At 71.1% G+C, this 12,294-nt stretch carries 9 protein-coding genes; 5 read left to right on the top strand and 4 right to left on the bottom strand.

The features are described from left to right. Window positions 1–165: 165 nt before the first annotated feature. Window positions 166–549, top strand: coding sequence for a VOC family protein (locus EJF31_RS20630; protein ID WP_125039066.1), 384 nt, complete (start codon window positions 166–168; stop codon window positions 547–549). A 44-nt stretch (window positions 550–593) separates the two neighbouring features. On the opposite strand, the gene EJF31_RS20635 is transcribed toward EJF31_RS20630, so the two are convergent. Further along, on the bottom strand, window positions 594–1,790 hold the full coding sequence (locus EJF31_RS20635) for an ROK family transcriptional regulator (protein ID WP_185736368.1): 1,197 nt from the start codon (window positions 1,788–1,790) through the stop codon (window positions 594–596). A 174-nt stretch (window positions 1,791–1,964) separates the two neighbouring features. Between EJF31_RS20635 and EJF31_RS20640 the strand changes: the two genes are divergently transcribed. Genes EJF31_RS20640 through EJF31_RS20650 form a run of 3 tightly spaced genes read left to right on the top strand, consistent with a single transcriptional unit; the run spans window position 1,965 to window position 5,105 of the window. After that, the gene (locus EJF31_RS20640) at window positions 1,965–3,056 is read left to right on the top strand and encodes a substrate-binding domain-containing protein (protein ID WP_125039068.1); all 1,092 of its coding nucleotides are present in this window, start codon (window positions 1,965–1,967) and stop codon (window positions 3,054–3,056) included. Further along, entirely contained in the window at window positions 3,056–3,859 is an 804-nt protein-coding gene (locus EJF31_RS20645) for an ATP-binding cassette domain-containing protein (protein WP_125039069.1), read from the top strand. The genes EJF31_RS20640 and EJF31_RS20645 overlap by 1 nt, the downstream gene beginning before the upstream one ends. After that, a complete protein-coding gene (locus EJF31_RS20650; RefSeq protein ID WP_125039070.1) occupies window positions 3,852–5,105 on the top strand; it encodes a sugar ABC transporter permease in 1,254 nt (417 codons plus the stop codon). The genes EJF31_RS20645 and EJF31_RS20650 overlap by 8 nt, the downstream gene beginning before the upstream one ends. Before the next feature lie 80 nt (window positions 5,106–5,185). Here the strand turns inward: EJF31_RS20650 and EJF31_RS20655 are convergent, their stop codons facing one another. The 3 genes from EJF31_RS20655 to EJF31_RS20665 form a co-directional block, all read right to left on the bottom strand. Beyond that, window positions 5,186–7,009, bottom strand: coding sequence for a serine/threonine-protein kinase (locus EJF31_RS20655; protein ID WP_125039071.1), 1,824 nt, complete (start codon window positions 7,007–7,009; stop codon window positions 5,186–5,188). 100 nt (window positions 7,010–7,109) lie between these two features. Next, on the bottom strand, window positions 7,110–9,653 hold the full coding sequence (locus EJF31_RS20660) for a bifunctional FO biosynthesis protein CofGH (RefSeq protein ID WP_125039072.1): 2,544 nt from the start codon (window positions 9,651–9,653) through the stop codon (window positions 7,110–7,112). Between the two features lie 59 nt (window positions 9,654–9,712). Then, the gene (locus tag EJF31_RS20665) at window positions 9,713–11,818 is read right to left on the bottom strand and encodes an MMPL family transporter (protein ID WP_125039073.1); all 2,106 of its coding nucleotides are present in this window, start codon (window positions 11,816–11,818) and stop codon (window positions 9,713–9,715) included. 202 nt (window positions 11,819–12,020) lie between these two features. Here EJF31_RS20665 and EJF31_RS20670 point away from each other — a divergent pair, with 202 nt between their 5' ends. Next, window positions 12,021–12,293, top strand: coding sequence for a hypothetical protein (locus EJF31_RS20670; protein ID WP_125039074.1), 273 nt, complete (start codon window positions 12,021–12,023; stop codon window positions 12,291–12,293). The last annotated feature ends 1 nt before the right edge of the window (window position 12,294 follow it).

Consider the following 12,294-nt stretch of genomic DNA (forward strand, 5'->3'; position numbering starts at 1 on the left):
CCTCGGCTCCCCGCACCGACGTGCCTTGTGAGCGTCGTCCGGCGTGCGCCGGCGGCGCGGGAAGAACTCCGCTGATCGCCGGAGCGTAGGAGCGGAAACGCCCTCGAAACGGGCTCGGCCGGTGGATTACCGAAGATGAAGGACTGCGTCCGTAGAGTGGCCCGCATGCGGGCCCTCCACCACCTCGACCTGTGGGTCGGCGACCCCGTCGTCGCTGCTGCCGAGTGGGGGTGGCTGCTCGGCGAGCTTGAGTGGGACGTCTCCGACGACGGCCGCTCCTGGGCGCACCCCGACGGCACCTACCTGTTCATGGAGCGCTCGCCGGACCAGGTCGACGAGCCGTTCGACCGGATGCGCGCCGGCATCAATCACCTCGCCTTCACCGTCGACGACCGGGCGCTCCTGGACCGGGTGCGTGCGGAGTCCTCCTCGCACGGCTGGCACGAGCTGTTCGCCGATCGCTACCCGCACGCCGGCGGCGACCAGCACACGGCGCTCTACCTCGAGAGCTCCGAGGGCTTCGAGGTCGAGATCGTCCTCGGCGACTGAAGGTCGGTGGCCGAGGAGGTTGCGCAGCAACCGTCTCGAGAGTCTCAGGCGTGCTCGACGACCAGGACGGTCCGCTCCGCCGCCAGCAGCACGGCGCCCACGAGCGAGGCGCGCTCCCCGAGCTCGCTGGCCAGGATCGGGGTCAGCGCGACCGAGTCGAGCGCGTGCCGGCGCAGGCCGATCCGCGCGGACTCCAGCAGCAGGTCGCCGGCGCGCGCCATGTCGCCACCGATGACGACGACCGAGGGGTTGATCAGGTTGACCACGGAGGCGATGCCCTTGCCGAGGTGCAGCCCGGCGTCCTCGAGGGCGCGCTGGGCCGAGACGTTGCCGGTGCGCGCCGCCTCGAGCAGGTCGTCGAGGGTCGCGTCGGGGAGCTGGCCGGCCATCATGGCGAGCACGGTGCCGGTGGAGGCGTAGGCCTCGAGGCAGCCGCGGCTGCCGCAGCGGCACAGCGGGCCGGCGTCGTCGAGGGTCAGGTGGCCGATCTCGCCGGCGGTGCCGCCCGAGCCGTGGAACAGCTCGTTGTGGATGATGATCCCGGCGCCGACGCCGGAGGAGATCTTCACGAAGACCGAGCTGTCGTGGCCGCGCGCGACGCCCTGGCGGTGCTCGGCGAGCGCGCCGAGGTTGGCGTCGTTCTCGACGTGCACGGGGATCCCGAAGTGCTCCTCGGCGGCGGCGCGGGTGTTGACGCCGTCCCAGCCGGGGAAGATCGCGGAGGAGCGGACCACGTCGTTGGTGACCGGCGCGGGCAGGCCCAGGCCGATGTGCCGGATGGGACCGGCGGGCTCGAACCCCGAGGCCATCGCGTCGAGCATGGAGGAGGCCAGCCGGAGCGCCTCGGTGTGGGCGTGGCCCTGTTCGAGGGGCCGACGCTCCTCGGCGAGCAGCCGGCCGGTCAGGTCGCCGATCGCCACGGCCACGTGGCTGTGCCCGAAGTCGACGCCGCCCACGATGCCGGCGGCCCGGGCCAGCCGGATCGCGGAGCCGCGTCGCCCGCTGCCGGCCTCGGTCTCGACCAGGCCGGACGCGACGAGCTCGCGCACGATGTTGGAGACCGTGGCCGGGGCCAGGCCCGTCACCCGGGCCAGCTCGGCCTGCGTGAAGTCGCCCCCGGTGAGGTCCGCCGTGGGGCCCGGGGCGGACCCGCTGCGGAGCACGTCGAGCACCCGCTGCTGGTTCGCCGTACGCAGCGTGGAGGTCGATCCGGGCGCCGCGTCGGTGCGGTGATGACGCATGCCGGAACCATGACGCACCGCGCGCTTGTGGTCAAGACATGATGAATAACTCGCTCCATGTACCGGAATGATCATTTTTGCGTTCACGTCTTGACGACAAGCATGTGACGGTCAACACTCGGACCCAGATCAGGGCACGCGCCGCCGGGCCGGCCCCCAGTCGAGGAGAGAAACGTGTCCACACCCCTTCACCGCGTCGCGGCCTTCGGGTTCGCGCTCATCATCGGCACCGGTGGGCTCGCGGCCTGCGGCGCCAACGACTCCACCAAGAGCGGCAGCAGCAGCAGCGGCAAGACCATCGCCCTGCTCCTCCCCGAGTCCAAGACCACCCGCTACGAGGCGTTCGACAAGCCGCTGTTCGAGGCGGCGGTCAAGAAGCTGTGCAGCGACTGCAACGTGACCTACTACAACGCCGACCAGGACGAGACGAAGCAGTCCCAGCAGGTCGACACCGCGATCAGCGACGGCGCCAGCGTCATCGTCCTCGACCCGGTCAACGGTGCCGGTGCGGGCGCGATGGTCCAGTCCGCCCAGGACTCCGGCGCGAAGGTCATCGCCTACGACCGCTTCATCGAGGGCGCTGACTACTACATGTCCTTCGACAACGAGACGGTCGGCAAGATGCAGGGCCAGGCCCTCGTCGACGCGATGGGCAACAAGGGCAACATCCTGATGCTCAACGGCGCCCCCTCCGACCCCAACGCCGCGCAGTTCAAGGCCGGTGCCCACTCGGTCATCGACGCCAGCGGCGTGAAGATCCTCCAGGAGTACGACAACCCCGACTGGAGCCCGGAGAACGCGCAGAAGTTCGTCACCGACCAGCTCAGCAAGTACGACCCCAAGGACATCAACGGCGTCTACGCCGCCAACGACGGCCAGGCCGGCGGCGTCGTGGCCGCGCTGACCGGTGCCAGCGTCCCCGCCAACGCGCTCCCGCCCATCACGGGTCAGGACGCCGAGCTCGCTGCCGTGCAGCGGATCGTCGCCGGTGAGCAGACCGTGACGATCTACAAGCCGATCCCGATCGAGGCCAACACGGCCGCCGAGGTGGCCGTCAAGCTCGCCAACGGCGACGACGTCGGCACCACCACCGACACCGGCATCGACCAGAGCGACTACAAGGGTGTCGCGTCGTTCATCTTCACCCCGATCGCGGTGACGAAGGACAACGTGGCGGACACCGTCATCAAGGACGGCTTCTACTCCGCGTCGGACATCTGCACGAGCGAGTACGCCGACGCCTGCAAGGCGGCTGGCATCTCCTGATGAGCACCATGACGGAAGCGCCGGTCGGGGACGTGGTCCTGTCCCTGACCGGCGTGAACAAGAGGTTCGGCGCCGTGCAGGCGCTGACCGACGTGCACATGGAGGTGCGGGCCGGTGAGGTCGTCGCCCTCGTGGGGGACAACGGCGCCGGCAAGTCCACCTTGGTCAAGGTGATCTCCGGCGTCTACCAGCCCGACGGCGGCGACATCACGTTCGCCGGCCGGAAGGTCTCGGTGGGGGGACCCTCGCAGGCCCAGGCGCTCGGGATCGCCACGGTCTTCCAGGACCTCGCCCTGTGCGACAACCTGGACGTGGTGGCCAACCTGTTCCTGGGCCAGGAGCGGGCCAACGCCCACGTCCTCAACGAGGTCGAGATGGAGAAGGAGGCGTGGCGCCTGCTGCGCACCCTGTCGGCCAAGATCCCCTCGGTCCGGATCCCGATCGCCGCGCTGTCCGGTGGTCAGCGCCAGACCGTCGCCATCGCCCGCAGCCTCGTGGGCAACCCGAAGGTCGTCATGCTCGACGAGCCGACCGCCGCCCTGGGTGTCGCCCAGACCGCGGAGGTGCTCAACCTCGTGGAGCGGCTGCGCGAGACGGGGCTCGGGGTCATCCTGATCAGCCACAACATGGCCGACGTCCAGGCGGTCGCCGACCGCATCGTCGTCATGCGCCTGGGTCGCAACGCGGCGGAGTTCCGCGTCGAGGAGGCGTCGACCGAACAGCTGGTCGCCGCGATCACCGGCGCGTCCGACAACGTCGTGGCGGCCCGCGCCGAGCGCCGGAAGGAGAGCCACGATGGCTGACACGGACACCCCCGCCCCGGCGGTCGCGACCGACCTCACCGACGAGCGGCTGATCAAGGCCGAGGGCTTCGCCGGCTACGCCAAGGTGCTGCTCGACCGGCTCAAGTCCGGCGAGCTCGGCAGCCTGCCGGTCGTGGTCGGCCTGATCGTGATCTGCATCGGCTTCTACTCCGCCGAGCCGGTCTTCCTCTCCTCGCGGAGCCTGGTCTCGATCATGCAGTTCGCGGCGCCGGTCGGGACGATCTCCCTCGGCATCGTGCTCGTGCTGCTGCTGGGCGAGATCGACCTGTCGGTCGGCTCGGTCAGCGGCCTCGCGGCGGCCTCGATGGCCGTGCTGACGGTCGAGAAGGGCCACTCGGCGGTGCTGGGGCTGGTCGCGGGCATCCTGATCGGCCTCGCGATCGGCGCGCTCTACGCCGTGCTCTACACGCGGGTCGGCGTCCCGTCGTTCGTCTTCTCCCTCGCGGGGCTGCTGAGCTTCCAGGGCCTGCTGCTCTACGTGCTGGGCAAGAACGGCACCATCAACCTGCCCTCGGACGGGTTCCTGGTGCAGTGGACGCGCTTCAAGTTCGTCTCGCACCCGGTGTCGTACCTCCTGGTCGCGCTCATCACGCTGGCCTTCCTCGGCGCACAGCTGTGGGGTTCACGCACCCGCGCCCAGGCCGGCCTGAGCACCCCGTGGGTGCCGCTGATCGTGCTCAAGACGGTCCTTCTCGGTGCCGGGCTCGGCTTCCTGACCTACTACATCAACATCGACCGCGGCTGGAGCTACCTCTGGCTGTTCTTCGTGCTGCTCGTGGTGGCCATGGACTTCGCGCTGCGCCGGACGCGCTGGGGACGGCACGTCTTCGCGGTGGGCGGCAACGTCGAGGCGGCGCGCCGCTCGGGCATCAAGGTGGGCCGGGTCTACTTCTCGGTCTTCGCCCTGTGCTCGATGCTCGCGGCGGTCGGTGGCCTGCTGGCCGCCGGTCTGCAGACCTCGGTCTCGCAGGCGTCGGGCACGACCGACACCAACCTGACCGCCATCGCGGCGGCCGTCATCGGTGGCACCAGCCTCTTCGGTGGCCGTGGCTCGGCGTACTCCGCCCTGCTCGGCATCGTCGTGCTGCAGGCCATCCAGACCGGCCTCAACCTGGTCGGCGTGGACTCCTCGGTCCGGTTCATGGTGACCGGTGCCGTGCTCCTGCTGGCCGTGGCGATCGACTCGGTCTCGCGCCGGATCCGTTCCTCGAGCGGACGCGGCTGACCGACCCCGGGGTCATCAGTCCCGAGGCCACCCGTTGCTGCGAAGCGCGGGTGGCCTCGGTGCGTCCGGGGCCGGGCGGGTCAGGGGACGTAGACGACCTGGGTGACGCCGTCGATGGAGAGCGTGACGTTCCGCGCGAAGGCGCCCGGGGCGACCTGCCACTCGTGGACCTGCGCGCCGCGACCGTCCTTGCCGATCCGGATCGGGTTGAACGTGCAGTCGCACCAGGGGTGGCCCGGGCTGTCGTAGATGAACGCCTTGGGTGAGGTGCCGGTGGCGAAGCCCTCGGCGTAGACGTTGTACCAGTGGCAGCCGGCGCCGTTGCTGCACGCGTCGGCGGTGCGGACCAGTCGGACCACGCGGGGCGCGGCCGTTCCGCAGGCGCGCACCGGGTCGCTGGCCGCCTGCTGGTCGCCGTCGGCCACCGTCGTGCGCGCCGACAGGCAGCCGCGGTCGCCGCCCTGACGGGTGGGGACCGTGACCCGCTTGCCGGAGGCGTCGGTCCAGCCGTCGCCGGTGTTGACCTGGACGACGGGGTGCAGCCCGGCCTTCGCCTTCGGCGCGGCCAGGACGAAGGCCACCGAGCGGTAGGCCGGGGCCGCCCGCACCTGCGGCGGCTTCGGGGCGGCGAGCGGGGTCACCGGCGCCGATGACGAGGGCGACGGGGAGGTGCTGGTCGTCGGCTCGCTGGACGTGGTGGCCTTCTCGTCGCCGCCACCCGCGGCGGCGACGACGGCGGTGGTCCCCACGGCCGCGAGCGCCGCGGCGACCAGGGCCGGGACCAGCCAGCGGCGACCCCGCGACGTCGTGGCGGCGTGCTGCGCCGGGGGCACGGGCGGGATGACCGGCGGCACCGCGGGGAGGTCGCGGATCACGGTGCTGTCGAGCGGCGGCTCGGCGGCGGGCTCGGCAACGGGCTCGGCAACCGGCTCGGCAACCGGCTCGGCCGGGACGTCGAGCAGCGGCATCGAGGTGGCGCGGGTGCGGTCCTCGTCCCGGTCGACCGGTGCGCCGGTGGCCTGCTGGGGCGGGATCGGCAGCGGCACGACGGCGGCATCGATGTCCTTGATGATCGCCAGCAGCTCGGCGCGCAGCTGGGCGGCCGACGACGTACGTCGCTCCGGGTCCTTGTTCAGCGCGCCCGCCAGGACGGCATCGATGCGGTCGTCGACGGGGTGGCCGGTGTCGAGCTGGGGGACCTGGCCGTTGATGTGGGCGTTCATCATCTGGAAGTCGGTGCCGCTGTAGGGCGCGTCGCCGGTCAGCGCCGCCCACAGCAGGCAGCCGACGGAGTAGATGTCGCCGCGCTCGTCGGCGGCGTGCCCGAAGTGCCGCTCCGGCGCCATGTAGGCGGGGCTGCCGATCAGGGTGCCGGTGCGGGTCAGGCTGGCGCGCTTCTCGTCCTGGCCGTCCACGGCGATGCCGAAGTCGCACAGGTAGGGGATCAGCCCCTCGGGCCGGCTCCACAGCAGCACGTTGCCGGGCTTGACGTCGCGGTGGATGACGCCGTGGGCGTGCGCGTCGGCCAGCGCCTCGCACACCTGGGCGACGAGGGAGAGGGCGGCGCGGCGGTCGAGCGGGCCGTTGCGGGCGATCCAGCTGTGCAGGTCGCCGTCGGGGAAGAGCTCGGTCACGAAGAAGACGGTGTCGTCGTGCTCGCCGTACTCGTGGATGCCCACGATGTTGCGGGAGCGGATCCGGGCCAGCACGTTGGCCTCCCGGGCGAACCGCTGCTGGTAGTCCTCGCGGTCCGGCAACGAGGGAAGCACGATCTTCAGGGCCACCGACCGGTTGAGCACCTTGTCGACCGCTTCGTAGACCACGCCCATGCCGCCGTGCCCGAGCTGGCGCACGATGCGGTAGCGACCGCCGTACTCGTCGCCCGCCTTAGGAAATCCCGCCATCCCCGCCTCAGCCCCGTCGTCGGCGGCGTGCCGCCCCCATGTACCCGGCGGATTTTACTGATGTATCGCCGGGCTCCCGCATGATGCCCCGTTTCGGCGCTCAACGCGAGGGCAGCGACCCCGGCGAGCCGTAGGTCGTGGTGCGCTCGCGGACGGGGCGGCCGATGCCGGCGCCGATCTCGGTGAGCTCCTCGACGGTCTTGGCCGAGCCGTGCTCGGAGCCGGCCATCCGGGAGATGGTCTCCTCCATGAGCGTGCCGCCGACGTCGTTGGCGCCGGCGCGAAGCATGGCGCGGGTGCTGTCGACGCCGAGCTTGACCCAGCTGGTCTGGATGTTGTCGATCCGGCCGTGCAGCAGGATCCGGGCCAGGGCGTGGACGGCGAGGTTGTCGCGGTGCCCGGGGCCGGGGCGTGCGACACCGGCGAGGTAGATCGGCGCGGAGTGGTGCACGAAGGGCAGCGGCACGAACTCGGTGAAACCGGCGTTGCCGTGCTCGCGTGCGGTGTCCTGGATGCCGGAGAGCACCCGGAGGTGGCCGACCCAGTGGCGCGGGTTGTCGACGTGGCCGTACATCATCGTGCTGGTCGTGGGGATGCCCACGCGGTGGGCGGTGCTGATGATCTCGACCCAGGTCCGGGTCGGGAGCTTGCCCTTGGTGAGCACCCAGCGGACCTCGTCGTCGAGGATCTCCGCGGCGGTGCCGGGGATCGACCCGAGGCCGGACTCGCGGGCCTTGATGAGGAAGTCCTCGAAGGACAGGCCGGTGCGAGTGGCGCCGTTGACGATCTCCATGGGGGAGAAGGCGTGCACGTGCATGCCGGGGACGCGCTGCTTCACGGCGGTCGCGAGGTCGAAGTAGGCGGTGCCGGGCAGCTCGGGGTCGATGCCGCCCTGCATGCAGACCTCGGTGGCGCCGAGCTGCCAGGCCTCCTCGGCGCGGTCGGCGACCTGCTCGAGCGAGAGTGAGAACGCGTCGGCGTCGGTGCGGCGCTGGGCGAACGCGCAGAAGCGGCAGCCGACGTAGCAGACATTGGTGAAGTTGATGTTGCGGTTGACGACGTAGGTGACGTCGTCGCCGACGGTCTCGCGGCGCAGGTCGTCGGCCAGCCGGCAGACCTGGTCGAGGAGGGCTCCCTCGGCGGTGATCAGGGTGAGTGCGTGCTCGTCGGCGAGATTGCCCGGGTCGCGCTCGGCCGCGGCCAGGGCCTCGCGCCCCTCGGCGTGCAGCACGGTGTGCATGGTGGGGGGTCCGCCGGTCAGGGCGGCGGCGTCCTTGACCGAGTCCCAGTCGCCGTAGACGTTGCCGAAGTCCGAGCGGCGGTCCTCGGTGCGGCCCTCGGTATCGACCGCCTCGTGCAGGTCCGTGCGTCCCACGCTCGCGAACCCGCCATCGGGCTCCTGCCACGGCAGCCCGACCGGCCGTACGCCGACCGTCGCGAGCCCGTCGTCGCCGGCGAGCGCGGCGACGTGGGCAGAGACCCGGGGGTCCAGCCACGGCTCGCCGCGGACGACGTACTCGGGGTGGACGGTGAGCCGGGCCCGGAGCTCGAAGCCGCAGTCGGCGGTGATGTCGCGGAGCCGCTCGAGGCTGGGCCAGGGCCGCTCGGGGTTGACGTGGTCGGGGGTCAGCGGGGAGACACCGCCCCAGTCGTCGACACCGGCGCCGAGCAGGGCGCGGCACTCGGCCAGGTCGACCAGGTTGGGCGGAGCCTGGACGCGCGCCTTGGGTCCGAGGACGAGGCGGGTGACGGCGATGGCGGCGCGGTAGTCGTCGAGGGCGAGGTCGTCGGCGTGCCGCATGGCGGTGTCGGGCTTGGCCCGGAAGTTCTGGACGATGACTTCCTGCACCGCGCCGTAGCGCTTCATCGTGGCGCGCAGCGCGAAGATCGTCTCGGCCCGCTCGGTGAGCGTCTCGCCGATGCCGACGAGCAGCCCGGTGGTGAAGGGGATCGCGAGCCGACCGGCGTCCTCCAGCACCTGCAGCCGGACGGCAGGGTCCTTGTCGGGGGAGCCGAAGTGGGCCTCGCCCTTGTCCTCGAAGAGCCGGCGAGAGGTGGTCTCGAGCATCATCCCCATCGAGGGGGAGACCGGCTTGAGCCGGTTCATCTCCTCCCACGACATGACGCCCGGGTTGAGGTGGGGCAGCAGGCCGGTCTCCTCGAGCACCCGCACCGCCATGGCGCGGACGTAGGCCAGCGTGGAGTCGTAGCCCTCCTCGTCGAGCCAGGCGCGGGCCTCGGGCCAGCGGTCCTCCGGCCGGTCCCCGAGGGTGAACAGGGCCTCGAGGCAGCCGAGCTCGGCGCCCTGGCGGGCGATCTCAAGGATCTCGTCGGGGGAGAGGAACATCCCGTGCCCGGCCCGCTTCAGCTGGCCCGGCGACTCGACGAACGTGCAGTAGTGGCAACGGTCGCGGCACAGCTTCGTGACCGGGATGAAGACCTTGGGGGAGTAGGTGACCACCCCGGGGCGACCCGCCCCGGCCAGGCCGGCGTCGCGGACCTGGGCGGCGGCCGCGGTCAGCCGGTCGAGCTCCTCGCCGCGGGCGGCCAGCAGGACGGCGGCCTCGGAGACGTCGAGGGCGGCGCCGCGCTCGGCGCGCGCCAACGCCCGGCGTACTTGCTGGGGAGTCGGCTGCTCGCTCATCGTGCTCAGGCTAACCGCGGGCCCGGGAGGTGGACTCCCGGGCCCGCGGGTTGGTCTGGTCAGCGGGAGGCGGGCTCCCACTCATCGGCCGGTGCGGTGACCTCGGCCGGGTGGTCGCCCCGGTCGAGCTTGCTGGGCCACCAGATCTTGCTGCCGAGGTCGAGGTTGAGCGCGGTGACCAGGACCGACCGGACGATCATCGTGTCGAGGATGACGCCCAGCGCGACGGCCGTGCCCATCTCGGCCAGGAAGACCAGCGGGATCGAGCCGAGGACGGCGAACGTCGCCGCGAGCACGAGGCCGGCCGAGGTGATCACGCCACCCGTGGCCGACAGGGCGATCAGCGAGCCCTGGCGGGTGCCCTTGGTCATCGTCTCCTCGCGGACCCGGGTCATCAGGAAGATGTTGTAGTCGATGCCGAGGGCGACGAGGAAGACGAACACGAAGAGCGGGAACGATGCGTCGGCCCCGTTGAAGCCGAAGACGTACTCGAACAGCAGCGTGGAGATGCCGAGCGCGGCCCCGAAGGACAGCACGACCGTCAGCATCAGCAGCAGTGGCGAGACCAGGGCCCGCAGCAGCACCATCAGGATCAACATCACGACGATCAGGACGACCGGGATGATGACCTTGTTGTCGCGGCTCGAGGCCTTCTCGATGTCGAGGTAGAGCGCGGACGAGCCGCCCACGAGGGCATCGGCGCCGCTCACGCCGTGGACCGCGGTGCGGACCTCGGTGACCTTGTCGAAGGCCGCCTGGGCGGCGACGTCGCCCGGCACGGTGGCGGTCACGAGGGCGACCCCGTTGACCGGCGGGACCGACGTGTCGGGGGTGCTCAGGCCGGGGACCGTGGCCATCGCCGCCGCGACGTCCTGGGCCTTGTCGGCGTTGGCGACGACCATGATCGGGGTCGAGGTGTCGACGAGACCGTGCTCGATGAGGACCTTCTGTCCCTTCACCGAGTCGAACTCCTTGGTGTACTGGTCCTCGGTCGAGAGGCCGTGGGCGTCGAGCTTGAACAGGCCGAGGCAGGCCACGAGCAGCACCACGGTCGTGCCGACCCAGACCGTGCGCGGGCGCGGGGAGATCCGGCGCCCGACGCGGGCCCACAGGCCCGAGGCGGTCGGCTCGGCCGAGCCCATGTGGGGGCGCGCCGGCCAGAAGATCCAGCGGCCGCAGATGACCAGCAGCGCGGGCAGCAGGGTGACCATCACCAGCAGGGTGATGCCGACGCCGATCGCGTTGACCGGGCCGAGGCCGGCCGTGGAGTTCATCTCGGCCAGCATCAGGCAGAGCATGCCGACCACGACCGTGCCGGCGCTGGCGAAGATGGCCGGGGCGGCGCGGTGCAGCGCGAAGGCCATCGCCTCGTGCCGGTCCTCGTGGCGGCGCAGCTCCTCGCGGTAGCGGGCCACCAGGAGCAGGGCGTAGTCGGTGCCGGCGCCGACGACCAGGACGGTCAGGATGCCCTGGGACTGGCCGTTGACGGTGAGGTCGGCGTACTTGGCGAGGAAGTAGATGACCGCCTCGGAGGTGAACAGGGCGAAGACGGCGCTGATGATCGGCAGCAGCCAGAGAACCGGGCTGCGGTAGGTGAAGAGCAGGATCAGGATGACCACGCCGAGGGTGGCGAACAGCAGGGTGCCGTCGATGCCGGCGAAGGCCTCGGCCGAGTCGGCGGCCTGGCCACCCGGACCGGCGATGTGGGTGGTGACCCCGTCGATCGCCATGATCTCGCGGAGCTTGTCGGCGGTGGCGGGGAGGTCGTTCCAGCCGTTCTGGCCGAAGTTGTAGGTCACGACGGTCTGCGCGACCTCACCGTCCTGGGACGGGATCGGGCCCTGGACCTGGCCCACGACGCCCTTCATGCCCTGGATCTCGGCGACCTGCGCCTTGATCGCGGACAGGTCGTCGGGGGTCAGGCCGCCGGAGCGGGTGTAGACGAGGACGGTCGGGATGTCGTTCTGGTCCTGGAAGGGGGCGAGCTTCTCCAGCGCGCGCGTCGACTCCGCCGACGACGGCAGCCAGGAGGAGGCTTCGTTGTTCTGGACATCGGTCAGCTTCGAGGCGAAGCCGCCGGCGACGCCGAAGATGATGATCCAGGCGACGAGGACGATCCACTTGGTGACTCTGCCGGTGAGCTTGCCGGCGATCTGACGATGCATGGGAGAACTCCATCACGGGGCGGGGACAGGCGGCATCGGGGTTTTCCCTGATCAGACCCGAACTGTGACCTCGACTCATCGGCTGTCCAGCACTCCGGCGGTCCACGGGGGTTCAGGGCGCCGAGGACGACCCGCCCCGATCCATGGGTGCGCGGATGAGTGGTGAGCATCGGCAGTTGCCAGGTCTCCGTACGCTGAGAACGTGTCCCGGCTACGTGTGGCCCTGCGGCAACTGCCGATTCCCCTGGCGGGCACGCTCGTGGGCGGCGTCGTGCTCGGCGCTGTCGGAGGGATCATCGGGTTCGTCCTCGGTCTTCGCGCGCACCCTCCCACTGCGTGGTTCGCGGTGCTCGAGATCGGCATCCCGGTTGGCCTGGTCGGGGCTCTTCTCGGCTTCCTGTTCGGGCTGATCGCGCAGTGGATCGCCCGTGCGCCGGCCGAAGATCCCGAGGCGGATGACATCGCCAGACATTGAC

The sequence above is a fragment of the Nocardioides sp. LS1 genome, assembly GCF_003865225.1.
Lineage (GTDB): Bacteria > Actinomycetota > Actinomycetes > Propionibacteriales > Nocardioidaceae > Nocardioides > Nocardioides ginsengisegetis.

Excerpts from the sequence above, each read along its gene's own strand:
- EJF31_RS20630 (WP_125039066.1), top strand. The coding sequence starts at position 166 with ATGCGGGCCCTCCACCACCTCGACCTGTGGGTCGGCGACCCCGTCGTC.
- EJF31_RS20635 (WP_185736368.1), bottom strand. The coding sequence starts at position 1,790 with ATGCGTCATCACCGCACCGACGCGGCGCCCGGATCGACCTCCACGCTG.
- EJF31_RS20645 (WP_125039069.1), top strand. The coding sequence starts at position 3,056 with ATGAGCACCATGACGGAAGCGCCGGTCGGGGACGTGGTCCTGTCCCTG.
- EJF31_RS20650 (WP_125039070.1), top strand. The coding sequence starts at position 3,852 with ATGGCTGACACGGACACCCCCGCCCCGGCGGTCGCGACCGACCTCACC.
- EJF31_RS20655 (WP_125039071.1), bottom strand. The coding sequence starts at position 7,009 with ATGGCGGGATTTCCTAAGGCGGGCGACGAGTACGGCGGTCGCTACCGC.
- EJF31_RS20660 (WP_125039072.1), bottom strand. The coding sequence starts at position 9,653 with ATGAGCGAGCAGCCGACTCCCCAGCAAGTACGCCGGGCGTTGGCGCGC.
- EJF31_RS20665 (WP_125039073.1), bottom strand. The coding sequence starts at position 11,818 with ATGCATCGTCAGATCGCCGGCAAGCTCACCGGCAGAGTCACCAAGTGG.